This window comes from Neobacillus sp. DFD-2R, from assembly GCF_057747865.1.
The window spans coordinates 1,575,340-1,599,596 of record NZ_CM173228.1; the positions used below are offsets into that span (position 1 = coordinate 1,575,340).

At 38.2% G+C, this 24,257-nt stretch carries 22 protein-coding genes and 1 riboswitch; of the genes, 15 read left to right on the forward strand and 7 right to left on the reverse strand.

Features of this window, described 5'->3' with window-relative positions:
- Positions 1 to 6: 6 nt before the first annotated feature.
- The 4 genes from comGB to AC3ANV_RS07710 all read right to left on the reverse strand — a co-directional run bounded on the left by comGB (position 7) and on the right by AC3ANV_RS07710 (position 4,731).
- Positions 7 to 1,041: a competence type IV pilus assembly protein ComGB gene (gene comGB, locus AC3ANV_RS07695; protein ID WP_488313041.1), complete on the reverse strand. Its 1,035-nt coding sequence runs from the start codon at positions 1,039 to 1,041 to the stop codon at positions 7 to 9.
- Entirely contained in the window at positions 1,025 to 2,113 is a 1,089-nt protein-coding gene (gene comGA / locus AC3ANV_RS07700; RefSeq protein ID WP_488313042.1) for a competence type IV pilus ATPase ComGA, read from the reverse strand. The genes comGB and comGA overlap by 17 nt, the downstream gene beginning before the upstream one ends.
- A 160-nt stretch (positions 2,114 to 2,273) precedes the next feature.
- Complete coding sequence (locus tag AC3ANV_RS07705; RefSeq protein WP_488313043.1) at positions 2,274 to 3,065, reverse strand: YqhG family protein; 792 nt, start codon at positions 3,063 to 3,065, stop codon at positions 2,274 to 2,276.
- Entirely contained in the window at positions 3,043 to 4,731 is a 1,689-nt protein-coding gene (locus tag AC3ANV_RS07710; protein WP_488313044.1) for a DEAD/DEAH box helicase, read from the reverse strand. Before AC3ANV_RS07710 ends, AC3ANV_RS07705 begins: the two co-directional genes overlap by 23 nt.
- Before the next feature lie 157 nt (positions 4,732 to 4,888).
- Positions 4,889 to 4,976, forward strand: a riboswitch (glycine riboswitch).
- A gap of 156 nt (positions 4,977 to 5,132) precedes the next feature.
- On the opposite strand from AC3ANV_RS07710, the gene gcvT reads away from it, so the two are divergent.
- Genes gcvT through gcvPB form a run of 3 tightly spaced genes read left to right on the forward strand, consistent with a single transcriptional unit; the run spans position 5,133 to position 9,057 of the window.
- Complete coding sequence (gene gcvT, locus AC3ANV_RS07715; protein ID WP_488313045.1) at positions 5,133 to 6,239, forward strand: glycine cleavage system aminomethyltransferase GcvT; 1,107 nt, start codon at positions 5,133 to 5,135, stop codon at positions 6,237 to 6,239.
- Between the two features lie 18 nt (positions 6,240 to 6,257).
- On the forward strand, positions 6,258 to 7,604 hold the full coding sequence (gene gcvPA / locus AC3ANV_RS07720; RefSeq protein WP_488313046.1) for an aminomethyl-transferring glycine dehydrogenase subunit GcvPA: 1,347 nt from the start codon (positions 6,258 to 6,260) through the stop codon (positions 7,602 to 7,604).
- Positions 7,597 to 9,057, forward strand: coding sequence for an aminomethyl-transferring glycine dehydrogenase subunit GcvPB (gene gcvPB, locus AC3ANV_RS07725; protein WP_488313047.1), 1,461 nt, complete (start codon positions 7,597 to 7,599; stop codon positions 9,055 to 9,057). The genes gcvPA and gcvPB overlap by 8 nt, the downstream gene beginning before the upstream one ends.
- Positions 9,058 to 9,171: 114 nt before the next feature.
- Here gcvPB and AC3ANV_RS07730 read toward each other — a convergent pair whose 3' ends face one another.
- Entirely contained in the window at positions 9,172 to 9,555 is a 384-nt protein-coding gene (locus AC3ANV_RS07730; RefSeq protein WP_488313048.1) for a rhodanese-like domain-containing protein, read from the reverse strand.
- Positions 9,556 to 9,757: 202 nt separating this feature from the next.
- On the opposite strand from AC3ANV_RS07730, the gene AC3ANV_RS07735 reads away from it, so the two are divergent.
- The 4 genes from AC3ANV_RS07735 to AC3ANV_RS07750 all read left to right on the forward strand — a co-directional run bounded on the left by AC3ANV_RS07735 (position 9,758) and on the right by AC3ANV_RS07750 (position 15,168).
- Entirely contained in the window at positions 9,758 to 10,594 is an 837-nt protein-coding gene (locus AC3ANV_RS07735; RefSeq protein WP_488313049.1) for a lipoate--protein ligase family protein, read from the forward strand.
- A gap of 333 nt (positions 10,595 to 10,927) precedes the next feature.
- The gene (locus AC3ANV_RS07740) at positions 10,928 to 13,486 is read left to right on the forward strand and encodes a vitamin B12-dependent ribonucleotide reductase (RefSeq protein WP_488313050.1); all 2,559 of its coding nucleotides are present in this window, start codon (positions 10,928 to 10,930) and stop codon (positions 13,484 to 13,486) included.
- 163 nt (positions 13,487 to 13,649) lie between these two features.
- Complete coding sequence (locus AC3ANV_RS07745) at positions 13,650 to 14,102, forward strand: C40 family peptidase (RefSeq protein ID WP_488313051.1); 453 nt, start codon at positions 13,650 to 13,652, stop codon at positions 14,100 to 14,102.
- 181 nt (positions 14,103 to 14,283) lie between these two features.
- A complete protein-coding gene (locus AC3ANV_RS07750; protein ID WP_488314161.1) occupies positions 14,284 to 15,168 on the forward strand; it encodes a patatin-like phospholipase family protein in 885 nt (294 codons plus the stop codon).
- A gap of 13 nt (positions 15,169 to 15,181) precedes the next feature.
- Here AC3ANV_RS07750 and AC3ANV_RS07755 read toward each other — a convergent pair whose 3' ends face one another.
- Both AC3ANV_RS07755 and AC3ANV_RS07760 read right to left on the reverse strand, forming a co-directional pair.
- Positions 15,182 to 15,574 (reverse strand): SA1362 family protein, encoded by a 393-nt coding sequence (locus AC3ANV_RS07755; protein ID WP_488313052.1) that lies wholly within the window; start codon positions 15,572 to 15,574, stop codon positions 15,182 to 15,184.
- Between the two features lie 57 nt (positions 15,575 to 15,631).
- Positions 15,632 to 16,576: a DUF1385 domain-containing protein gene (locus AC3ANV_RS07760; protein WP_488313053.1), complete on the reverse strand. Its 945-nt coding sequence runs from the start codon at positions 16,574 to 16,576 to the stop codon at positions 15,632 to 15,634.
- A gap of 221 nt (positions 16,577 to 16,797) precedes the next feature.
- Here AC3ANV_RS07760 and AC3ANV_RS07765 point away from each other — a divergent pair, with 221 nt between their 5' ends.
- From AC3ANV_RS07765 to AC3ANV_RS07800, 8 genes are all read left to right on the forward strand, one after another.
- A complete protein-coding gene (locus AC3ANV_RS07765; RefSeq protein ID WP_488313054.1) occupies positions 16,798 to 17,295 on the forward strand; it encodes a YqhR family membrane protein in 498 nt (165 codons plus the stop codon).
- Positions 17,296 to 17,365: 70 nt separating this feature from the next.
- Positions 17,366 to 18,427: a M24 family metallopeptidase gene (locus AC3ANV_RS07770; RefSeq protein ID WP_488313055.1), complete on the forward strand. Its 1,062-nt coding sequence runs from the start codon at positions 17,366 to 17,368 to the stop codon at positions 18,425 to 18,427.
- Positions 18,428 to 18,449: 22 nt separating this feature from the next.
- Positions 18,450 to 19,007, forward strand: coding sequence for an elongation factor P (gene efp / locus AC3ANV_RS07775; RefSeq protein WP_488313056.1), 558 nt, complete (start codon positions 18,450 to 18,452; stop codon positions 19,005 to 19,007).
- A gap of 158 nt (positions 19,008 to 19,165) precedes the next feature.
- Positions 19,166 to 19,609, forward strand: a complete 444-nt coding sequence (locus AC3ANV_RS07780; RefSeq protein ID WP_488313057.1) for a PCYCGC motif-containing (lipo)protein — start codon at positions 19,166 to 19,168, stop codon at positions 19,607 to 19,609.
- Between the two features lie 9 nt (positions 19,610 to 19,618).
- Positions 19,619 to 20,278: a c-type cytochrome gene (locus AC3ANV_RS07785; protein ID WP_488313058.1), complete on the forward strand. Its 660-nt coding sequence runs from the start codon at positions 19,619 to 19,621 to the stop codon at positions 20,276 to 20,278.
- A gap of 449 nt (positions 20,279 to 20,727) precedes the next feature.
- Positions 20,728 to 21,768: a hypothetical protein gene (locus AC3ANV_RS07790; protein ID WP_488313059.1), complete on the forward strand. Its 1,041-nt coding sequence runs from the start codon at positions 20,728 to 20,730 to the stop codon at positions 21,766 to 21,768.
- Between the two features lie 14 nt (positions 21,769 to 21,782).
- Positions 21,783 to 22,244 (forward strand): cytochrome c maturation protein CcmE, encoded by a 462-nt coding sequence (locus AC3ANV_RS07795; RefSeq protein WP_488313060.1) that lies wholly within the window; start codon positions 21,783 to 21,785, stop codon positions 22,242 to 22,244.
- Between the two features lie 26 nt (positions 22,245 to 22,270).
- Positions 22,271 to 24,256: a heme lyase CcmF/NrfE family subunit gene (locus AC3ANV_RS07800; RefSeq protein WP_488313061.1), complete on the forward strand. Its 1,986-nt coding sequence runs from the start codon at positions 22,271 to 22,273 to the stop codon at positions 24,254 to 24,256.
- Position 24,257 lies beyond the last annotated feature (1 nt).

Genomic DNA, 24,257 nt, shown 5'->3' on the forward strand with positions numbered 1-24,257 from the left:
CATTTTTTAAATTCCATCCATTAGATGGAACATAGGTAATAATATTGCCAAATACATCGAGACAACGAGGAATGCGATAAAAAGGTACAGAATAGGCTGAATAAATTTGGAACTCTTTTCAATTTTTTCCTCCATATTGACAACACAATGTTGACTGAAAAAAAGTAATTCCTGTTCAAGTTTTCCATTTTCTTGACCGTGTTTGACAATGACGGAAAATTCTTTTTCAAAAAAAGAGAAAGTGGATAAAATAGTCTCAAGTTTTTCCCCGGAAACGAGTTTTAGTTTTATTTCCTTTCCAAGCTGGCTATAAAATGGCTGCTTAAGATTTTTTTCAAAGAGAAGTAAGGACTCAGAAACCGAAATACCTCCGGATAACAGGAAACTCAGTTGAACGGAAAAATAGTGGGTAAATAACAATTTGAGGATCCTTCCTGCAATTGGAATACGAACAAGATGGGACCGTTGCTTCAGAATTGAAAGCTTTCGAAAAACTAGAAAGTAGTAGATTGCGATGAATAAAAGAATGATAAAGAGAAAACCAATTGCCAAAGGGAAATATTGCCCAAAAATATAAATGACTTTTGTGAAAAAATTTGCTTCCAGGCCCATTGATTTAAAAAGAATTGTAAACCTTGGCAACAATGTATTTTCAACGAAAATAAATAAAAAGCCCGTAATAAAAATGAGTACCAGCGGATATTGCAGTAATTTTAAAAGTTTTCGAACATCTTTATCCTTTATTAGAGCTAATCCACTCCCTTCTAACAGTGCTTCCGCAAAACTGCCATGCTGTTCTGCAAAATAGACATAACCGATTAAGTCTTTGTGGAAACCAAGATTTTCTAAAGTCTCATGAAACGGCAATCCTTTTCTTAATTCAATTAAACACTCATATAACTCCTCCTTTCGATTGGAAGGCAAATGAAGGGATATGGATTCGATCGCTTCAGCAATCGGATATCCCCTTGCCAGTAATTCACCTGTTCTCTTCAAAAAAGTCGCTTGTTCATTCACAGACCATTTATGTCGTCGTTTCATGATCATACACCAGGCGTTCGTATTCAGACTCTTTAATATATCCGAGCGCTATTCCCTTTTTAATAACCTCTTTTATTGTCCTGTAGCGTGATTCAACATTTACACCCTTTGCCGCTTTCATGGCTGCACTCAAGTTTCTCCCTGATAAGAGTTCAAACACACTGGCCCTTTTCCATCGTCCATATGAATAACAATAAGGTGAACAATCATCTTTGCAAAAAGGGCATGTTAGTTCTACTAAACGTTGCGCTGTTACCGCAATTAGTGTTTGTTCCACTTCAAGCCAATTTACTCCAAATTCATGGAGTCGATAAACTGCGCCCTTTGCATCCCTTGTATGCATCGTAGAAAGCACCAAATGCCCCGTAAGCGCCGCACGAACAGCAATCTTCGCTGTCTCAGCATCTCTGATTTCTCCAACCATAATAATGTCAGGGTCATGGCGGAGAATGGCTTTTAGACCTGCTGCATACGTTACACCTGCTTTTTCATTTACTTGTACCTGTAAGACCGAATCATAGTTTTTTTCGATGGGATCTTCGAGAGTAATGACATTGCGATGAAAAAGGTGCGCAGTCTCATTTAATAAGGAGTAAAGTGTAGTCGTTTTTCCGCTTCCGGTTGGACCTGTGAAAATAATTAAGCCATGAGCGTGTTTAAGAAGTGCAAGGAGTTTTCTTGTCATAGAAGGGAATAAGGAAAGCTGATGAAAAGGGATCTGTTCTTGTTGGGGTAAAAGCCGAATAACAAGGCTCTCTCTGTTGTTCGAAGGAAGTGTTGAAAGTCTAAGTCCCATCAATTGTCCGTCTACTTCACAAACAATGGCTCCGTTCTGAGGGCGTCTTCTTTCCCCGATATCCATATTGGCAGTGAATTTAAAATGTGAAATCAATCGGTCGCATTCATCTTTTGGAAGGGTTAATCGAGGAATTAATTTGTTGGTTAAGCGAATTTGTACAAGCGTATCTTTCTTTCTCGGAACAATGTGAATATCTGTTGCCTGGTTTCTCGTGGCATCTGTGATGATCCTGTTTGCTAAAATTTCAATTGAACTAACAATGAGTAACACCACCTTTTTATTTTGTCTTGAATGTAATTCGACAATGTTCTATGTTTTCCTGCTATATTTTTAAAAAAAATAAACTTTTTTCAGCACCAAAAACATCCTTAATTTCCGGAGGAAAAGTTAAAGTAAACCGGAAATTAAGGATGTTTTTTGGGGGTTAACTAGGTTATATCGCCTTATCCGTCAAATAAAACAACCCGCCATTAATAAAAGAAATATGAATTTTTGGCTCATACTGCTCTTGGAGTGCCTTTTTTTCTGTTTCATAGCTTTCATTTTGTTCTTCTACTTCCTCATAAAAATGATCCAAGAGCTGTAAATCCTGATCCCATCGCTTTCTTGCTTCCTCTGCCCACGTATGGTCATCGGCTGCGATTACGGATTTAAGATAATTTTCGATTCTCGACATTCCACTTTTCGGCTTCACCAATGGCGATAAGGTAAAAGAATAATCAGGGATTTTCGGTGTTAAAGGAATCTGTAGTAACCGATCATGAAAATTTTCGACCATTTGTCCATTTATAAGCTGTAAGCCGATGGATTTAAAAATATCCCGCTTACGGTCACATTGATAGGATATTTTTACATTCATACAGAGCCATGGCAGCATGGGCGTTTGAAAATTAAAATGTCGGTGATTTTCGTATAAACGGATAAACCCTGCTAAATTTTTCGTTGATTCAAAAATCTGATGCAGCCTTGGGGAACCAAAGTAAATGGTTTCACCCTTTATATTTTCAGGGGCCATATCCCGGTTTGTAATGAAAGTCAGCCTCATTGGGTTAGGGATACCGCCTGTTTTCTCTAAATAGTGCCAGTAAAAAGGGCGGTTCATTAGCTCTTTATCAAGCTCAATGGTTAATTGTACGGTCAAAAACCCGCTTCCATTTTCAACTATTTCACATTCGTTGGCTTGAAAATAGCGGATAAGAAAATTATGAATTTCCTGCTGCTGCATGTGAATCTCCTTCCTTTATGTCCTTTGCAAATTCAATCATCGATGTTAAGTTGTCCATTTTTATTCTCATTTCACCCTCGGTACAGGATTGCCCGAAGATATCTATTAAGTGATCCTCGATATTACCAAATTCTAATTTGGTTAAGATGTCATCAAGTTCACCGATGACATGCTCAAATAATTCAATTTTTTCATATAAAAGCTTTAATATATGTTCTTCGACGGTGTTTTTTATTGCAAAATTATAGATCATTACATCTTTTTCCTGGCCGAGACGGTGAATCCTTCCGATTCGCTGTTCAAGCCTCATTGGATTCCATGGCAAGTCAAAATTAATAATGTGATTACAAAATTGGAGGTTAATCCCTTCTCCGCCTGCTTCAGTTGCAATTAACACCTGAGCATGTTTTTGAAAGAGCTCCCTCATCCAATCTTTTTTTCCGCGTTTAAAACCTCCGCGAAATGGGACAGAGGAGATACCGTGTTGTTTTAAAAACCATTGGAGATACAGCTGGGTTGCGCGATATTCTGTAAAAATAATGACCTTATCATTGACTTTTTGGATCAATTCAAGGGCTTTTTCTGCTTTTGAATTTTGCTGAACAGCTTCCACCTTTGAAATTAAAAATTGAATTTGCTCTTCGAATGGACGGGAGGGATTTTCCTTTTTCTGTAACATGTTTTTAAGTGTATAAAAAACAGCTTCCCTGCTGCTGCATGCTTCTCTTTGTAATGTCATGACAGAAAAGGCACTGGACTGGACCCAATCTCCTTCGCTTCTCAGTTCGGTAACAGCTTCATATAATTCTTTTTCTTGCGCTGTAAATTCAATCGGAATCGTTTCGACATGCCGTTTTGTCCATTCAATTCCTGTGTCGGCTCTCCGATTACGAATCATTACCTTGTTCACTAATTCCTTAAGATGCTCATCGTCATTTAATGACCGGGAATCACGTTTATATTTTTCAAAAAAGGCCGTTTCACTTCCCAAATGACCCGGTTTTAAAAGCGAGACAAGGTTGAAAATTTCCTCGATTCGGTTTTGAATAGGGGTTGCAGTTAACAATAAACAAAATTTCTTTTTCAAGTTTTGAACAAATTCATAGTTTTTCGTTTTATTATTTTTCAGCTTATGTGCCTCATCAATGATTATGAGGTCATAGTTTTGATTATAAATAATATCCCGATGCGGATTTCGTTTCGCTGTGTCGATAGATGAAACAACTACATCGCATTGGTCCCATACATAGCTTTTTCTTTGGGTAATGGCCGGAATGAAAAATTTACTATTAAGTTCTATTGCCCATTGAGTAACCAAGGATGCCGGAACAAGTATTAATACTTTTTTTACAAGTCCGCGAATCATGTATTCTTTTAAAATTAATCCTGCTTCAATTGTTTTTCCAAGCCCTACTTCATCCGCAAGAATGGCTTTACCGTTCATGTTTTCAATTACTTGCTTTGCTGTTTCGAGCTGGTGGGGAAGAGGGGTTAAATGCGGTAGATGACTTGGCGCCTGCAAGCCTTCAAATTCAGGGATCACAAGATGTTTTTCCACCCCGATTGCTAGTTTAAAAAGCTCCCAATTTCCCCAAGGACCATCTTGGTCAATTCGATGTAAAAAATCTTCCTGCCAAGAGGAATCAAATTCAATTTGAACCGACATGGTTTTCAGCTCCTTTTTGTGCATAAAATATATTGCTCAAAATATCGTTTTAATGGTAGGATGATAATAGCTTTGAAAGTTTTAAATATTGTAAAAAAGTAATTTATTTTAGTGGTATAATTTAGTATTACCTTATTGGAAAATTTTATAAATGCGAATGACAACAAGGGGAGAGACTACCTTTGTAGCGCCGAAGGAGCAAGCAGAATTGTGAATCTCTCAGGCAAAAGAACTCTTGTTTGACGCAGCTCTGGAGAGTGCTACCTATAGTGTGTAGCCACCAAAGGGGAAAGCCGTTTTCGGTAAACTTTCAGGTGCAAGGACAGAGACCTTCTACATTTCTTAGGGAGGTTTCTGTCCTTTTTTATTTTTAAAAAATAGCTGAAAAAGGGGAATTATTCATGCCGGAATTAAAACGTACTTCACTATTTAATGTTTATAAGGAATTCGGAGGAAAGACAATTGATTTTGGAGGTTGGGAACTTCCTGTCCAATTCTCAAGCATTAAAGAAGAACATGAAGCTGTCCGCACTAAGGCTGGTTTGTTTGATGTATCCCACATGGGTGAGGTGGAAGTAAAGGGGACCGACAGCTTAAATTACTTGCAAAAGATGATGACAAATGATGTTTCCAAATTAAAAAATGGCGGAGCACAGTACACTGCGATGTGCTATGAAAACGGCGGTACAGTAGATGATTTGCTCGTTTACAAACTCGAAGACAATCATTATCTGCTTGTTATTAACGCTTCGAATATTGAAAAAGATTACAAATGGCTCGAATCCCATTTAGCCGGTGATGTAAGGATTGAAAACTTATCTGAAAAAACGGCACAGTTAGCTATTCAAGGACCACTGGCTGAAAAAGTACTGCAAAAGCTTGTGGAGGGTTCCGATTTAAGTGAAATCGGCTTTTTCAAATTCCAACAAGCAATCAAATTAGCGGACAAAACAGCACTTGTTTCAAGAACAGGTTATACCGGTGAGGATGGCTTTGAAATTTATTGCAATTCTAATGATGCGGTTGAACTTTGGCGGGCTATTTTAAAAGCAGGTGAAACGGAAGGGGTTTTACCTTGCGGATTAGGGGCAAGGGACACTCTTCGCTTTGAAGCGAATTTAGCCCTATACGGTCAAGAATTATCACCTGAAATCTCCCCGCTTGAGGCAGGTATCGGTTTTGCAGTGAAATTAAATAAAGAATCAGATTTTATTGGAAAAGAAGTATTACTGACTCAAAAAATGAACGGAACACCAAGAAAAATAGTTGGGATCGAAATGATTGACCGGGGAATTCCTCGCCACGGATATCCCGTTTATAAAGGGGAAGAACAAATAGGGGAAGTAACCACCGGTACTCAATCGCTTACCTTAAAGAAAAATATTGGTCTTGCCTTGATTACATCAGAGTTCACGGGGCTTGATACGGAAGTAGAAGTTGAAATTCGCGGCAAACGATTAAAAGCTAAAGTAGTTCCAACACCTTTTTACAAAAGAGATAAGAAATAACAGAAGGGAGCTAGATTAATGAGACATCGTTATTTACCTATGACTGAAGAAGATAAGAAGGCTATGCTTGATACGATTGGTGTTTCCTCCATTGATGAACTGTTCAGTGATATCCCAGAAAAAGTAAAGTTCAAGGGTGAGTACAATCTTAAAGCAGCAAAATCTGAAACTGCTTTAATGAAGGAACTATTTAAGATGGCTAATCGTAATGCTGACCTAAAAAGAAATATATCTTTTCTTGGTGCAGGAGTTTATGACCACTACATGCCTGTTATCGTGGACCATGTTATTTCCCGCTCCGAGTTTTATACAGCCTATACACCATACCAACCGGAAATTTCACAAGGGGAGCTGCAAGCGATTTTTGAATTCCAAAGCATGATTTGTGAATTAACGGGAATGGATGTTGCCAACTCCTCTATGTATGATGGCGGAACGGCTCTAGCAGAAGCAGCCATGTTAAGTGCAGGACATACAAAACGGAAAAAAATTATTGTCTCAAGCGCAGTCCATCCGGAATCTCGCGATGTCCTTAGAACCTATGCAAAGGGACAATACCTCGAAGTAATTGAAGTCCCGGTTAAAGATGGTATTACAGATTTAGAGGCTTTAAAAGCATTAGCGAATGAGGAAGTTGCTGCTGTCATCGTTCAATATCCAAACTTTTTTGGCAGGATTGAGCCACTAAAAGAGCTTGAAGAAATCATTCATGAACATAAATCGATGTTTGTCGTTTCGAGCAATCCATTATCACTTGGCGTGTTAACACCACCTGGGAAATTTGGTGCGGACATCGTTATTGGTGATGCCCAGCCTTTTGGAATCCCAACTGCATTTGGCGGTCCACACTGCGGATATTTTGCAGTAACAACCAAGTTAATGAGGAAGGTTCCGGGCCGTCTTGTCGGGCAGACTACAGATGAACAGGGACGCCTCGGTTTTGTTCTAACTCTTCAAGCACGCGAACAGCATATCCGTCGCGATAAGGCGACATCAAATATTTGTTCAAACCAGGCATTGAATGCACTTGCTGCCTCAGTTGCAATGACTGCTCTCGGTAAAAAAGGCGTTCGTGAAATGGCTTCAGCAAATTTACAGAAGTCTCACTATGCAAAAACTGCATTTAAAGAAAATGGGGTAGAAGTTGTTTTTGATGGCCCTTCCTTTAATGAATTTGTAATTAACCTAAACAAATCTGTAAAGGAAATTAATCAAAAGCTATTACAAAAAGGGATCATTGGCGGTTATGATTTAGGACGTGACTATCCTGAACTATCTAATCATATGTTGATTGCGGTAACAGAACAAAGGACGAAGGAAGAAATTGATACTCTAGTGAAAGAATTGGGGGATTCTAATGCATAATCAAGACCAGGCACTCATTTTTGAACTTAGTACACCAGGACGAATCGGATACAGCCTTCCTGAAATGGATATTCCCGAATTAGAGCTTGGCAGCCTTCTTCCTGAAGGGTATTTACGTGTGGAAGAGCCTGAGCTTCCTGAAGTCTCTGAACTTGATATTATGCGTCACTATACGGCTCTTTCGAAAAGGAATCATGGTGTTGATTCAGGATTTTATCCACTTGGTTCTTGTACGATGAAGTACAATCCGAAAATTAATGAAAATGTGGCCCGCTTTAATGGATTTGCACATGTGCACCCGCTTCAAGATGAAAGCTCTGTCCAAGGGGCTCTAGAGCTTTTATATGACTTACAGCAGCATTTAATTGAGATTACCGGAATGGATGAAGTGACTCTTCAGCCGGCAGCAGGTGCACATGGTGAGTGGACAGGATTAATGATGATTCGAGCCTATCATGAAGCAAAGGGTGATCTAAAACGTACGAAGGTAATCGTACCCGATTCCGCGCATGGTACAAACCCTGCTTCAGCAACAATTGCAGGCCTGGAAACGATTACCGTAAAATCAAATGAAAACGGGCTTGTTGATCTTGAGGATTTAAAAAGAGTTGTCGGTGAAGATACTGCGGCCTTAATGTTAACGAATCCGAATACTCTCGGGCTTTTCGAAGAAAACATTCTTGAAATGGCTGAAATTGTTCACAGTGTAGGTGGAAAGCTTTATTATGATGGAGCTAACTTAAATGCTGTTCTTTCGAAGGCTCGTCCAGGGGACATGGGATTTGACGTTGTTCACTTAAATCTTCATAAAACATTCACAGGTCCTCACGGTGGAGGCGGTCCCGGTTCAGGTCCGGTTGGTGTAAAAGCAGACTTAATTCCGTTCTTACCAAAGCCGGTTATCGCCAAACGCGGTGAAGAGTACGTGTTTGATTATGACCGCCCACAATCAATTGGCCGTGTTAAGCCTTATTACGGTAACTTTGGCATTAATGTTCGTGCCTACACCTATATTCGTTCAATGGGTCCTGATGGCTTAAAAGCAGTAACGGAATATGCCGTATTAAATGCAAATTATATGATGAGAAGGCTTGCTGAACATTATGATTTGCCATTTGATAAGCATTGTAAGCATGAATTTGTTTTGAGCGGCAGACGTCAAAAAAAATTAGGCGTCCGAACGTTGGATATTGCCAAGCGTCTGCTTGACTTTGGGTACCATCCGCCAACCATTTACTTTCCATTAAATGTGGAAGAATGTATCATGATTGAGCCAACTGAAACAGAATCGAAAGAAACACTCGATTCATTTGTCGATATCATGATTCAGATTGCAAAAGAAGCGGAAGAGAATCCGGAAATCGTGCAAGAAGCACCGCATACGACTGTAGTTGGACGTATGGACGAAACTACTGCGGCAAGAAAGCCGATTTTACGGTATCAAAAAGCTTAACATTAAAAAAAGGGTCAGATTAGGAAAATCTAATCTGACTTCTTTTAACAGGTGAAACTTTAACAAAAAAAGGGCTTCTGCTTTTAAAACAGAAGACCTTACCGGATGGATACACTATTTCTTTGTTTTAACCTTTCCTGACCAGCCTTTAAAGCCGCCATGGAGCTGTGTTAGGTCTTTGTACCCTTTACGGTTTAAAAATTGTGCTGCACGTGCGCTGCGCATGCCGCTTTGGCAATATAAATAAACAGGCATATCGGAACGGATTTCCTTCATTCGCATTTTCATTTGTGACATGGGAATATTACGTGCTCCTAAAATATGCCCGGCCTCAAACTCATTTGGTTCACGGACATCAATTAACTGGGCCTTTCGGTACCCGGCACGAAACTCTTCTTCTTTAACTGTTTTTACAATTCTTTTTTGATAAAAATAAGTGAAAACAGAATAGATTACTACTACACCGACAATGAATAATAGAGGATAAAGTGAATTCAACTTCTTATTGCTCCTTTCAAGCTATGCTGCACTAGTTTTTATTATATAAGAAACCATTAAAGAGTAAAGATGAATAGCAAAAATTCTTTTCAGTTTGGCCTAATTTATTATACCGGAAACAGTTTGTTTTGAATTCATATCAGAATTTGGTAGACTTTAATTCGAATAAATTTATTAAACAATATACGAATGAGGGTTACATATGAAAAAAGAAGTCTGGCGTTTTATTGATACAGGTAATGGTTCACCATCTTTCAATATGGCTTTGGATGAAGCATTGTTAGATTGGCATAGCGAAGGGAAAATTCCTCCTGTGATTCGTTTCTACGGATGGGATCCTGCAACCTTATCAGTCGGTTATTTTCAAAAGGTGGAAAAGGAAATTAATATGGATGCGGTTAAAGCCCACCGGCTTGGTTTTGTTAGAAGACCAACAGGTGGCCGCGGTGTGCTTCATGAGCATGAATTAACCTATAGTGTTATTGTGTCTGAAGATCATCCTGAAATGCCGAAATCCGTTACAGAGGCTTATCGTGTAATATCCGAAGGGATTTTAAAGGGATTTCATCAACTGGGCCTTGAAGCTTATTTTGCTGTTCCGAAAACAGATGAAGAACGCAATGCATTGAAAAACCCACGTTCTGCCGTATGTTTTGACGCCCCCAGCTGGTATGAACTAGTTGTCGAAGGTCGTAAGGTAGCCGGCAGTGCCCAAACGAGGCAAAAGGGTGTAATATTACAGCACGGTTCGATATTATTAGATTTGGATGAGGAGAAGCTGTTTAGCTTATTTAAATATCCAAATGAAAGAGTAAAGGATCGGATGAAGAAAGCATTTAAGAGTAAGGCAGTTTCTATCAATGAAATTAGTCCGCGAAGGATTACGCTGGAGGAAGCAAAAGAAGCTTTTTATAAAGGCTTTGCAGAGGGACTGAATATTGAACTTGAGCCATATCAATTAACCGAGGAAGAAATGGCATACGTTCAAAAAATTGCAAAAGAACGATATGAAAATGATGAATGGAATTTTAAAAGATAGAAAGCGGCGTCTTGCCGCTTTTTCTATTTGTTGTAATTTCTCTATGCTATAATTCCTATTCTTTAAAAGAGCAACCTGTGAAAATTGTTGAAATTTCTTGTTTTTTGCCGAAAACAAGTAGAAAGCTTTCATTTACTCTTAATTCTATTTTCTTTTAAGTTTGACAAAATTTTTATTTTTTGAATTAAACACAATATATAGTGGTGTCGAAAATATTTTCGGTACTATATGTTGAATTGTGCTAACGAAATATGATAACTTATGTTTATCAAGTCAACTAGATATAAATTCTAGCAAAAAGATATAGATTTTATTTTTTAAGGAGTTGTTCTCATGTCTGTAGTTTTTAGACAACAAATGAATATCGATTTTGAAAGGTTGAATGAGGATATCCACTTATTTCCCCAGGTACACCCAGTTACCCCGGATATGAAAATTACTCACAAGGGTGTCTCACGTTTAGTAATGCTTGACCGCTACACCTTTAAAGACACTGAAAAGATTACCCTCACAAATGGCGACTTTGTTGTTCTTACAATTAAAGAAGATCCAAAATTTCCGGCACGCGGCCTTGGATACATCAAAGAAATAGACTGGGAAAATAAAAGGGCTAAGGTTTTAGTTGAAGAAGAATTTAGAGGAGTACTTGATGACTCAGAAGAAGCGACTACAGGAATGATTGTTCGTTCGCTTGATGTGATTGAAAAGCCTTTAGAGCTGTTTTACGAGCAAATAGCCAAACGAAATGCCACTGGTCTTGCTTCGGTTGAAACAACAGAGGAAAAACGGAGAGAGTGGTTTGAAAAGTTCTATCAGGAACTTGTTAACATGAACTTTATTCCTGCCGGCAGAGTCTTGTATGGTGCCGGGGCAGGTACTGACGTTACATTTTTTAACTGTTACGTGATGCCGTTTGTACCGGACTCCCGGGAAGGAATTTCGGATCACCGTAAACAGGTTATGGAAATTATGAGCCGCGGCGGCGGCGTTGGAACAAATGGTTCCACACTAAGACCTCGTAACACGCTTGCAAGAGGAGTAAACGGAAAATCATCGGGATCGGTATCATGGCTGGATGATATTGCGAAATTGACACATCTTGTTGAGCAGGGGGGGTCGCGCCGGGGTGCTCAAATGATCATGTTAGCGGATTGGCATCCGGATATTATTGAATTTATTATTTCAAAAATGCAGAATCCTAGAATTCTCCGTTTCTTAATTGAAAATACAAATGATGAAACGATTAAAAAGCATGCTAAGGACAAGTTGAAGTTCACACCTTTAACATTACAAGAAACTGCAATGTATCAAGGTATTGTAAATTATAAAAACATCCCGGGTTTTGGTGGCTTTGATGAGAAAATCATTGCCGGTGCGGAAGAAAAATTAGAAGTCGGCGGTAATTTCTCCGTTCATAATTCAGAGTTTCTTACAGGTGCGAACATTTCCGTATGCCTAACAAAAGAATTTATGGAAGCGGTCGAAGCTGACAGTGAATATGAACTTCGTTTTCCATATGTCGAAAGCTATGATCAAGAGGAAATGAAAATATACAATCAAGAGTGGCATAATATTGGTGATGTTCGCGAGTGGGAAAAACTTGGCCACAAAGTGCGTGTGTATAAAAAGATTAGGGCAAAAGAACTTTGGAATCTAATCAACATATGCGCTACCTACTCTGCTGAACCGGGTATATTTTTTATCGACAATGCAAACGACATGACCAACGCTAAAGCTTACGGTCAAAAAGTTGTTGCAACAAATCCATGTGGGGAGCAGCCTCTCGCTCCATTTTCAGTCTGTAACCTTGCTGCCGTGAATCTCGCTGAGATGGCTGATAAGGAAACCAAGACAGTTGATTTTGAAAAACTAAAGAAAACTGTGGCAGTCGGGGTCAGAATGCAGGACAATGTAATTAATGCAACCCCGTATTTCCTTGAAGAAAACAAAAAGCAAGCCCTTGGTGAGCGCCGGGTAGGCCTTGGGGTAATGGGTTTACACGACCTACTTATCTACTGTGAAACAGAGTATGGCTCACCGGAAGGTAATAATCTTGTTGATAAAGTTTTTGAAATAATTGCTACGACTGCTTATAAAACATCTGTAGAATTAGCCAAAGAAAAAGGCAGCTTCCCATTCTTAACAGGGGAAACACCTGAAGAAACTAATCGCTTAAGACAGGCTTTTATCAATACAGGATTTTTGAAAAAAATGCCTGAAGATGTTCGTCAATCGATTTTAAAAAATGGAATAAGGAATTCTCATTTGTTAACTGTTGCTCCCACTGGATCCACTGGGACAATGGTTGGGGTTTCCACCGGATTAGAGCCTTATTTCTCATTCTCTTATTTCCGTAGCGGACGTCTTGGTAAATTCATTGAGGTAAATGCGGATATCGTTCAAGAATACCTGGAAAAACACCCGGAAGCAGATGCAAATAATCTTCCAAACTGGTTTGTTACGGCGATGGAACTGGCACCTCAAGCACATGCTGATGTTCAATGTGTCATTCAGCGTTGGATTGACAGCTCCATAAGTAAAACCGTCAATGCACCTAAAGGATACAGCGTTGAACAGGTGGAAAAAGTTTATGAGCGCCTGTACCGTGGCGGTGCGAAAGGTGGAACCGTCTATGTAGACGGATCTCGTGATTCCCAAGTATTAACGCTCAAGGCAGAAGAGAACACTGTTGACGATACAGTTACCAAGAAAGAAAAGCATAAACAACACGTTGTCCTTGTCGATACAATCAGTGACCTTCGCTCAACAGATGTAACAATCGGATCAGAAGTCGGTAATACATGTCCTGTCTGCCGTAAAGGGAAAGTAAAAGAAATCGGCGGCTGTAATACCTGTACAAATTGTAATGCACAATTAAAGTGTGGTTTATAAAAGACTCCAAAAAGGATGGGAAACTTTTCCCATCCTTTTTATTGGTGTCGCAAAATTATTTTAGTATAATTTTGTAACAGAATTGTAATCTCCCTGTGACGCCTATGTTAATCTTTTTTTGTATAGTTAGTGTATCAAATCACGCCAGGGAGGAATAACAATCATGCTAAAGAAATTCATCGTAGCTCTTACTATCATTGCTTCTTTAAGCTCTTTGTTTACTACTATGGGTGATAAAGCTGAAGCGGCATATAATTATCATGAAAAAGCAATTTCGGTTGCAAAAGCACATCTTGGTGTTCCCTATCGTTGGGGCGGAATAACACCGCGAGGCTTTGATTGTTCAGGTCTTGTAAAATATTCATACGGTAAGGCGGGGAAAACATTACCTCGTACAGCTGCTCAAATGTTTTATACAAAAGGCTATCGAGTACATTCCTTACATGCCGGGGACTTAATGTTCTTTGCACCAAATAAGGCGAGCAAACCTACACATGTTGCTATGTATATCGGAGCAGGTAAAATGATTATGGCTTCCTCTTCAAGGGGTGTAATGATCACATACACGAACAATAAATATTGGAAGCCTAGATATATCGGAGCAAAACGTATTTAACAAGTTGAATAATCGGAGGAAAGAGCATCGGAATCGATGCTCTTTTTTTTGCTTTAAAAAATAAAACAATTAAATATTACACATAAAAATTTAATTTTAGTTTTCTGTTTGTCCCCTGTACTATTTTTTCTGGCAGCCGCTTAAAGATGTAAAAATGAATACATCGTTGGGAGTGGCAGCCATGAATATAGACGGTGTTTTTTCCGGAGGGGGCATAAAAGGTTTTGCCCTAATTGGAGCCTACGAAGAAATTGAAAAGAGAGGTCTACAATTTGTAAGGGTTGCCGGAACAAGTGCAGGCTCCATTTTGGCTGCATTAATAGCCGCCGGATATACCAGTAATGAAATTTATCAATTGCTTGATGAATTGGACATCTCAAAAATACTTGATACCAGGAAAACAATTATTCCTTTGCCGTTTGCAAAATGGTTGCTCCTTTATTGGAAGTTAGGGCTGTATAAAGGAAATCAATTTGAAAAATGGATAAAGGAAAAGCTGGAAGCTAAAGGAATACGGACCTTTTCAGATTTGCCGTCACAATCACTAAGAGTGGTTGCTTCAGATATATCTAATGGACGGTTAATCGTTCTTCCGGACGACCTGGGGAAATACGGTATTTCACCAAGTTCCTTTTCTGTTGCGAAAGCCATTAGAATAAGCTGCAGTATCCCTTACTTTTTTGAACCGGTTAAAATGAGGTCAATTGATGGTATAGATGTTCTCGTAGATGGCGGTGTACTCAGCAATTTTCCAATGTGGCTTTTTGATCAGGATAATATTCAAAAAATAAGACCTGTACTTGGCATCAAGTTAAGTTCTAGTGAATATGAGCATAAAAAGCATAAAATACAAAACGCTATTCAATTGTTTGGAGCATTGTTTGAAACCATGAAGGATGCTCATGATTCACGCTATATTTCCAAAAAGCATGCCAAAAATATTATATTTATACCAGTTGAAGGAGTTTTTCCTATTGAGTTTAATTTAACAGAAGAAAAGAAGCGTCAATTGTTTGATATCGGTAAAGAACATGCAAAACAATTTTTAAAAACATGGGGCTATTAAAAAAATCGAGCGTTTAAAATGACGCTCGATTTTTCTTTTTCCCCTTCTTTCCGTCGATAACGGTTAAATGCGCAGGAGATTTCTTTTTTGTCTTTGTGCTTTTCTTTAATGATGTCAGGGTCCCAAGAGGAGAGCTCTTTACTTGAGAGTCTCCACTTTTTAGCTGCAAACGTTTTTTTGATTTTTTAGCGGCTTTAAGAAATGCCCGCTGCTCTTTTTTCTGGGGGTTAGAGGATGAAAACCTCCGAACAAGCAAATAAATACCTAAACCGGCCAATGTAATGACAGCTATTCCCTGAATAAAACCGGCAGGATCAGCGGTAAATGAGCTGTAAACGCCCAATAATGCAAGGATGATAAGTCCTCCAATAATTATAAAAGATGTCCGATTTTTCAAGAAAGCCACCTCCCTAAGAGCATCTTAAGCATTTTTTAAATCTTTTAAACACTTATAAACTAAAGATTAGACAATTTCTTCCGATTCTATTTGATCTTCCGTTTCTTTTTCCATTTTTAACAATTCTTTAAAGGAAAGAATTGCCACCTCTACTTGATCATTAGTCGGTTCCTTTGTCGTGATTAGTTGAAGCCAGAGGCCGGGGAGTCCTAAATACTTTAAAACGGGAATATCCCTCAGCTTATTTGTAACCTGCAATACTTCAAATGCAATCCCTAAAACAACAGGTATTAACAACAGACGGTCAACAATTCGGAGCCACAATGGCGACGTAGGGACAAATAAGTATACAAAAACACCAACCACGACTGTAAAAAGGATGAAACTACTGCCGCAGCGGTAATGGAGGCGGGAATGTGCCTGAACATTTTCAACTGTAAGTTCTGCACCGTTTTCAAAGGTATTAATAACTTTATGCTCAGCTCCATGATATTGAAACACCCTTTTTATTAAAGGTGTGAGAGATACAAAATATATATAGCAGAGAAGGAGTGAAAGCTTAAAAAAGCCTTCCACTAAAACCTGTGCTACATCAGTTGGAAAAATAGGTTTTGTTAGTTCCGCTAAGAATACAGGGATTAAAGTGAAAGCGAATTTTCCAAATAAAAATGAAATAACGCCCATTGCGGCTACGCCTAGGTATAGCGTTAATTTTGAGACTTCTTTTTCCTTCAGTGTATGATCTTCTTTTGGATCAACATCATATCTCTCGGTAGAAAAATTTAAATGCTTAGAGCCGTTTGCACTCGCTTCTATTATGGCAATAATCCCACGTAGGAAAGGGACTTTTTTCAGTGTTGAAAAATATGGATTTGCTTTGCGGGGCAAATGTAAGTAATCAACAGAGCAATCCTTTCTTCGAATCGCGGTCACATAATGATGCTTTCCGCCAAACATTACTCCTTCGACAACCGCCTGGCCTCCATAAACGGGTTTTTGAGAATTAGACATGTAAGTTAACACCAACCTATAACAAAGTTGCACATCAGTAGAAATTGATAAAACTGTATGTACTTATTTTTATTCTACTCGAAATACGAAAAAACCTCTAGGAATGACATAATCTTTCCATTTTTATTTGGTTAATTTTTTTGCATGCAAGTGTATGTTACCTAAAGGGCATAATAAAATTGGATTACATATGGTTTGCATTATATAAGGAGGTACATTTTATGAATAACGAACAAAAAAAGACAGATTATCCTAAATCGATGCCTTTTTTAGCCATGGTATTTTGGACAGGTTTATTTGGCGGCCTTTTTTGGGGAACTTTGGGATTTTTTGCTTACTTTCTAAATTTTACAGAGATATCTCCCAATGTTATCCTGGAACCGTGGGCTCTGGGAAATTGGAAACATGGATGGCTGGGTACATTGATATCTATAATAATAATGGGGATTTTTTCAGTACCTGCAGCATTTATTTATTATGCTGTCCTCAAAAGGTTTAAGGGCATATGGGTTGGGCTTGGATTCGGGATAGTGTTATTTCTGCTTGTGTTCTTTGTATTGAATCCACTTTTTCCAGGGATGAAACCATTTTTCGATTTAAGTCTGGATACCATTATCACTTCTCTTTGTTTATATATCGTATATGGAATCTTCATTGGTTATTCCATCAATTATGAGTATCAAAATAATAAAGTTGAAGATAAAGAAGCTGCAACCTAATTCTCCTAAACGATGTGTTATGATAAAATGTTTTTGGTCCCATTGGATTTGATAAGGAGAGTGGAAACGAATGAGTAAATTAGAAAGATTAAGAGCTGTCTTTTCAAAACTTGGAATAGACGGTATTCTTATAACTAGTCCATATAATCGCCGGTATATGTCTAATTTTACGGGAACAGCAGGAGTGGTGTTAATTAGTGCAGAAAAAGCACTATTTATTACGGATTTTCGCTACATAGAACAAGCTTCAAAGCAATGTCAAGGATACGAAATTGTTAAGATTTCCGGAACAATCCCTGAAGAAGTTGCAAAACAGTCAAAAAAACTAGGGATTCAAAAACTCGGCTTTGAAGAAGATTATTTAACATATTCTTCCTTCAAGACCTATGAGAAAGAAGTTGAAGCAGGACTTGTACCAATTTCAGGTGTAATTGAAAAGTTACGCTTGATTAAGACTGATGCAGAGATTAAGATATTAAAGGAAGCAGCGGATATTGCTGATGCTGCATTTAAGCATATTTTAGACTTCATTCGCCCTGGGAAGACTGAGCTTGAGGTATCGAATGAACTGGAGTTCTTTATGAGAAGAGCAGGAGCAACATCTTCATCTTTTGATACGATCGTTGCATCAGGCCATCGCTCTGCACTCCCTCATGGGGTGGCAAGTGATAAAGTAATTGAGGCCGGAGATTTCGTCACGCTCGATTATGGTGCCTATTACAAGGGCTATGTTTCCGATATTACCAGGACAGTTGCTGTTGGACAGCCCGATGCAAAGCTGAAGGAGATTTATGAAATTGTCCTTGAAGCGCAGTATAGAGGCATGGATGGAATTAAACCGGGAATAACAGGTAAGGAAGCAGATGCATTAACAAGAGACTACATAACGGAAAAAGGTTATGGTGAATACTTTGGTCATTCGACAGGACATGGTATTGGATTGGAAGTTCATGAAGGTCCCGCCCTTTCAGTGAAATCCGATCTTGTATTAGAGCCTGGAATGATCGTAACTTGCGAACCGGGTATTTATATTCCGGGTCTCGGCGGTGTTCGTATTGAGGACGATACCCTATTAACGAATGATGGAAACGCGGCTCTTACTCATTCAACAAAAGAACTTATAATTTTGTAAATAGACTTAGGAGGATAAATGAATGATTTCTGTTAACGATTTCCGGACAGGATTAACAATTGAAGTAGATGGAAGCCTTTGGCGTGTAATGGATTTCCAACACGTAAAACCAGGAAAGGGTGCTGCTTTCGTTCGTTCAAAGCTTCGTAATCTTCGAAATGGAGCAATTCAGGAAAAAACTTTCCGTGCCGGTGAGAAAGTAGAGAAAGCACAAATAGATAACCGCAAAATGCAATATCTTTATGCAAGCGGTGACCAACACGTGTTTATGGATATGGAATCCTACGAGCAGGTTGAACTTCCTGCAACAAGTATTGAATATGAATTGAAATTTTTAAAGGAAAACATGGAAGTTCATATTATGATGTATAACCATGAAACTCTTGGAGTTGAATTACCAAACACAGTTGAGCTTGAGGTAACTGAAACTGAACCTGGAATTAAAGGTGACACAGCATCAGGTGGTACAAAACCAGCGACACTTGAAACAGGTTTAATTGTTCAAGTACCATTCTTCATCAACCAAGGCGACAAGCTAATCATTAATACAACTGAAGCTTCTTACGTATCACGCGCATAAATAATGTAAAAAACCTTAGCCGTTATGGCTAAGGTTTTTTTGTTGGAATCCACTATTTTTAATACTTCACGAAATAGTAATAATTAGGAGCCTATTAGCGATTTGGATTTTGCTAAAATGAACCTAGAAAATAATATAAAAGGAAGAGGTGAACAATAATGAAACGAAGGGCTTCTCTTTTGTTCATATGCATTCTTTTAGTGGGAATTGCAGCCGGATGCAGCACCACAAAAGTTAAGTGGACGCTTGATAAAAAACATCAACCCTTTCCCGATTATGTTTTGAACTCATCTGCAAAAGTTCGAGAAACTTATATTATGGCATCCAAATATCCTAAGGTTGTAGCATCAGTTCCATGCTATTGCGGTTGTGTAGTCGAAGGTCATAAAAATAACATGAATTGCTTTATTCAAAAAATGGGAAAAAATAATGCTGTTGAGCAATGGGACTCACATGGTATTTCTTGTGATATTTGTATAAATATTGCACAGGACGCGGTGCAAATGCATCTTGATGGAAAAAATCCAAAGGAAATTTACCATTTAATCACTGAAAAATATAAAGACATGGGGGACCCAACTCCAACACCGGAACCAAAGTAGGGATAGTCCATGAAGAAAATATTAATTGGATGCTACATTTTCATCATTATTGGCATTATCGTTATAATCAGTACGAGTCATAGTATTAATAATAAAGATTCATATGCCTATACTGCCGGTGAAAGGGTATATAACCAGGAGTGTCTTGTCTGTCACGGAGAAACAGGTAAAGGCGAAGGATCAAAAGCCGGGACTGCAATAAATAATCAGCTTTTTTTAAGCGCTGTATCTGATAAAGACCTGTATAACTATGTGAAATATGGCAGGGACGGTACCGCTATGCCCGCGTATGGCCAAAGACTGTCCGAAAAAGAATTAAATAATCTTATAGGTTTTATTAGGAATTGGCAAACGAAGGAAATAAATATTGATGCGCCAAAAACGATTTCCGGTGACCCGGAAAACGGAAAAAAACTTTATATTGTCTATTGCCATAGCTGTCATGGCGAAACTGCTGAGGGTAAAAATAAAATGGGACCGGCCCTCTCCAATGCACAATATTTAAAATATACAACGGATCGGCAAATCTGGATTGGGGTTACTTATGGACGTGAAGACACAAGAATGGGGCCGTCATTGAAGGGTCTAGAAGGAGCAAGACAGATAAAAAAGAATGATATTTCTGACATTGTCAGTTATATTCGTTCATTACAAAAAAAGGAAAAATAGATTCAAACTTACAAGCATTGTAAAAAATAAGACTAGTCAAATAAAAAACCTGCACCCAGCCATTGGATGCAGGTTTTTTGTTGTTTTTTATTTGATGCGGATGACGAAACCAGTCTGATTGACCAAAATTAACAAAATGTTCATTTTCACTCCTGCTGATAAAAAAGAATAAGGATTATATTACTGATTAGATAGTTATGTACAAGGAAATATGTAGTGAGTTATTGATACTATTTTCCTATCTTTTCACAAATTATCTACCAAAATAATCAATTGTGAACATTTTGTGGTGTTTTTTTGACGAAAACACAACGATTTTTCTCCTTTAACAAAATGTTCAAGAGTCAATCAACTTAACGGGTTCGTGAACGATTATATTTATTTCTAAGAGGGCTATAGTAAAAATTAGTATTTTTTAGCGGCAGGTTTCCATGTCAAGGAGGATTAATATGCTTAAAAAGAAATTGTTGGTTTTTGTTGTTCTTACAGCTTTTTTATCCAGCTTATGTTTTCAAAAAGCAAGTGCTGAAACTCCATTTAAAGCAGAAAAATTTCCGTTTAAAGAAATGCAGATTCAGGTAATGCCGGAGTTTGATTATCCTGATAATTGGCCGCAAGGCACACCTTCTTTGCTAGTAGGAATGTATGGAACGATTACTAACAATAGCGGTCAAGATTATGATGGGAAGATTGAAATTCCAATGCCGGCAATGGAAAAAGATTTTCAAGCTAATCTAGTAGCAGAATTTCCTTCAGCGGATAAACCGGAAGTTCAAAGACCCTACGATATTGACAAAGAAATCGGAAATATATCCTGGAAACCGGCTAAGTCCATTAAAAATAACGAGACTTATAAATTTGTCATCGAATACTATGTGAATTCAATTCAAGTAAAAGATAAAAAAAGCTTTACATATTCATTTACAAACCAAGCAGAGATTGACCAACTAAATGTAATCTTTTATGCGCCGATGAATGCAAAAGAAATTCAACTCGAGCCAAAAGCACAGAACAACACTAAAAGCGAATACGGGGAAGAACTTTATTACTATCAATATCAAAACGTAAAGAAAGGGGAAAAGCTCAATTACTCTTTTTCTTATAAAAAGGACGGAACAGAATCTACAATGGATGCTATTAACAAGCAACAGCCGCCAAATGATAGTAGCCATGCAGGTGTAAAAAATGGGACTTCAAAAAGTCAACCATCAAACGATAATTCAAAAAGTCCAATTATTGGTATTGGCGGTGCCATAATTATTGGGATCGCGATTATCATCGCAGGTGTCTTTGTTTTCTTAGGGTTAAAAGGTAAAAAACCGCTGCCATCTAAGACTAAAAAAACAAATAAACACCAACCAAAAAAGGTAACCGTAAAAAAAGAGGGTAAATCAGCAAATGCTGAAGAAAAGAAAGAGCTCCGCAAAAAATTATTAACGGGAAAAATTGATCAAGAAACGTATGAAGAAGAAATGAAAAAATTAATTTAAATGGGGTGAAGGATATGAAAAAAAATACGATTGTAATGCTCTGTGGTTTCATTATTGCCGGGGCCATTGTTTTCTTGCTGATGGCGGCAACTCCCGGGTCAAGTGGAATTGAATTAACCTTGAAGCAGTTAATTGCAACACAGGATCAACATAAAAATGATTTTGTTACAGTTGAAGGAAATATCATTGAGAAATCTATTAAATGGAATCCGGATAAAATAGAATTGAAATTTGATATAAAAGACAGCGAAGGAAATGTTTTACATACAGTTTATAACGGACCAAAACCGGATAATTTCTCAGAAGGGGTTATCGCCATTTTGCAAGGATCGCCAACAACGAAGGATCACTTTAAAGCTGAATCAGTTAAGACCAGATGCCCATCAAAATATGAAGGTAAAGATGTGAAGGATATGAAGAACTACGACCCTAAAACACATAAAGAAAAGACGACTATGCCGCCAAAAGGAAACTAAGAGGCAATCTATAAGAGGGTGACGAGATGTATTTATTTGCTAACGCAACAATTTATATAGGCTTAGCCGTTGCAATTTATTCGCTCCTGGTGATGACTTACGGGATCAGTACGAAGAAGCAAAAATATGTAAACAGTGGCAAAGGTGGAATGATTGCACTTTTTGTTTGTGCAGCCTTAGCGATGCTTTCATTGTTTTATCTTTTAGCAACATCACAATTTCAATACCAGTATGTAACGGATTATACAAGCAGTGAGCTTCCAATTATTTATAAATTTACAGCCCTTTGGGCAGGGAATGCCGGTTCATTGCTTTTATGGACATTTTTCCTAACGCTATACGCAATTATGGTTGCTTTTTCAAGAAAAATGAAAGGAAACCCGATGGTTCCGTATATAGCTGCTATTCTTCTAGCCAATGCGGTTTTCTTCTTTTTCATTCTTGGCTTTGTGGCAAAACCATTTGCAGTTTTAAGCAGCGTTCCTGCTGAAGGCAGAGGCCTAAATCCAATGCTCCAAAACCCCGGGATGATTATACACCCCGTCACGTTATATCTTGGATATGTGGGTCTTTCAGTGCCATTTGCTTTTGCAATGGCCGCACTAATTTTGAAAAACGTTGATGATTTTTGGATTAAAATGACTAGACGATGGACAATTGTTGCTTGGTTATTTTTAAGTCTTGGTAATATCTTTGGTGCCCAATGGGCTTATGTAGAACTTGGATGGGGAGGATACTGGGCATGGGATCCAGTTGAAAATGCCTCATTTATGCCTTGGTTAACAGCTACAGCATTCTTGCACTCCGTTATGATACAAGAACGGAAAAATATGTTGAAGATATGGAATATCAGCTTAATTATTGTTTCTTACGCACTCACCTTATTTGGTACCTTCCTTGTACGAAGCGGTGTTCTAACATCTGTTCATGCATTCGCTAATTCGAATTTAGGATTATACTTCTTAATATTCATGGGTGTTGCGGTAATTGGCTCACTATATGTTGTAATGAGCCGGTATAACCTGCTTAAACGAAGCGCAGGAGAGTTCCAGTCGTTTATTTCAAAAGAAAGCAGTTTTTTATTCAACAATCTTTTACTAGTAGGGGCTGCATTTGCTGTATTCTGGGGTACAATTTTTCCACTTGTTTCTGAGGCTGTTCGCGGCACGAAAGTAACTGTTGGGATTCCATTCTTTAATACTGTAGAAGCACCTATACTCTTATCGATGATGTTTGTTATGGCTGTATGTCCAATGCTTGCCTGGCAGCGATCAACCTTAAAAAATCTTAAGAAAAACTTCTTAATTCCAGCCATTCTGGCTGTCGCTGGTATGGTGTTGATGGTTGTTCTTGGAATCCAAAAAGCATGGGCGGTAATTGGATATGGAGTTATTATTCTATTATTTATCACTCATTTCTTAGAGTTTTATAGAGGCGTAAAGGCAAGAAGAAAAATGACCGGCGAAAGCGCATTCAATGCTTTGTACCGATTAATGGTTAAAAATCGCCGTCGATATGGCGGCTACTTAGTTCACCTTGGGATTGCATTTATAACAATGGGAATTATTGGTTCACAAAACTATGACCTGCAAACAATGAAAACGGTTAGTTTAGGTCAATCAATCGATATTGGCGCATATCGGATTAATTATGAGCGCCTTGATCAGAAAAAAGAAGGTACAAATGACATCGTTTATGCTGATGTAACCGTTTTTAAAGATGGTAAACGAATTGGCTCCTATGAACCTAAAAAAATATTTTACGGGAACACAGATGCTGAGCCATCATCAGAAGTAGCGATCATCTCATCGTTGAAAGAGGATTTATACATTGTATTGAGTGCTTGGGAAAATGATGGAAAGGCAACATTTGTTGTGAAAGTAAATCCAATGATGGACTGGTTATGGATTGGTTCTTTCATGATTGTTATCGGTTCACTTTTTGCAGTCTGGAAAGGAAAATATCAAAATATCACTCCAAGATACACAGGAGTAAGCAAAGAGGTGTCTTGAC

What these genes read in the sequence shown, in the direction of transcription:
- AC3ANV_RS07785 (WP_488313058.1), top strand. Translation starts at nt 19,619, where the DNA reads ATGAAGAAAATATTAATTGGATGCTACATTTTCATCATTATTGGCATT.
- AC3ANV_RS07750 (WP_488314161.1), top strand. Translation starts at nt 14,284, where the DNA reads ATGAATATAGACGGTGTTTTTTCCGGAGGGGGCATAAAAGGTTTTGCC.
- AC3ANV_RS07790 (WP_488313059.1), top strand. Translation starts at nt 20,728, where the DNA reads ATGCTTAAAAAGAAATTGTTGGTTTTTGTTGTTCTTACAGCTTTTTTA.
- comGB (WP_488313041.1), bottom strand. Translation starts at nt 1,041, where the DNA reads ATGAAACGACGACATAAATGGTCTGTGAATGAACAAGCGACTTTTTTG.
- AC3ANV_RS07735 (WP_488313049.1), top strand. Translation starts at nt 9,758, where the DNA reads ATGAAAAAAGAAGTCTGGCGTTTTATTGATACAGGTAATGGTTCACCA.
- AC3ANV_RS07745 (WP_488313051.1), top strand. Translation starts at nt 13,650, where the DNA reads ATGCTAAAGAAATTCATCGTAGCTCTTACTATCATTGCTTCTTTAAGC.
- AC3ANV_RS07705 (WP_488313043.1), bottom strand. Translation starts at nt 3,065, where the DNA reads ATGCAGCAGCAGGAAATTCATAATTTTCTTATCCGCTATTTTCAAGCC.
- AC3ANV_RS07710 (WP_488313044.1), bottom strand. Translation starts at nt 4,731, where the DNA reads ATGTCGGTTCAAATTGAATTTGATTCCTCTTGGCAGGAAGATTTTTTA.
- gcvT (WP_488313045.1), top strand. Translation starts at nt 5,133, where the DNA reads ATGCCGGAATTAAAACGTACTTCACTATTTAATGTTTATAAGGAATTC.
- AC3ANV_RS07795 (WP_488313060.1), top strand. Translation starts at nt 21,783, where the DNA reads ATGAAAAAAAATACGATTGTAATGCTCTGTGGTTTCATTATTGCCGGG.
- AC3ANV_RS07770 (WP_488313055.1), top strand. Translation starts at nt 17,366, where the DNA reads ATGAGTAAATTAGAAAGATTAAGAGCTGTCTTTTCAAAACTTGGAATA.
- AC3ANV_RS07800 (WP_488313061.1), top strand. Translation starts at nt 22,271, where the DNA reads ATGTATTTATTTGCTAACGCAACAATTTATATAGGCTTAGCCGTTGCA.
- AC3ANV_RS07780 (WP_488313057.1), top strand. Translation starts at nt 19,166, where the DNA reads ATGAAACGAAGGGCTTCTCTTTTGTTCATATGCATTCTTTTAGTGGGA.
- gcvPB (WP_488313047.1), top strand. Translation starts at nt 7,597, where the DNA reads ATGCATAATCAAGACCAGGCACTCATTTTTGAACTTAGTACACCAGGA.
- gcvPA (WP_488313046.1), top strand. Translation starts at nt 6,258, where the DNA reads ATGAGACATCGTTATTTACCTATGACTGAAGAAGATAAGAAGGCTATG.
- AC3ANV_RS07740 (WP_488313050.1), top strand. Translation starts at nt 10,928, where the DNA reads ATGTCTGTAGTTTTTAGACAACAAATGAATATCGATTTTGAAAGGTTG.
- AC3ANV_RS07765 (WP_488313054.1), top strand. Translation starts at nt 16,798, where the DNA reads ATGAATAACGAACAAAAAAAGACAGATTATCCTAAATCGATGCCTTTT.
- AC3ANV_RS07760 (WP_488313053.1), bottom strand. Translation starts at nt 16,576, where the DNA reads ATGTCTAATTCTCAAAAACCCGTTTATGGAGGCCAGGCGGTTGTCGAA.
- efp (WP_488313056.1), top strand. Translation starts at nt 18,450, where the DNA reads ATGATTTCTGTTAACGATTTCCGGACAGGATTAACAATTGAAGTAGAT.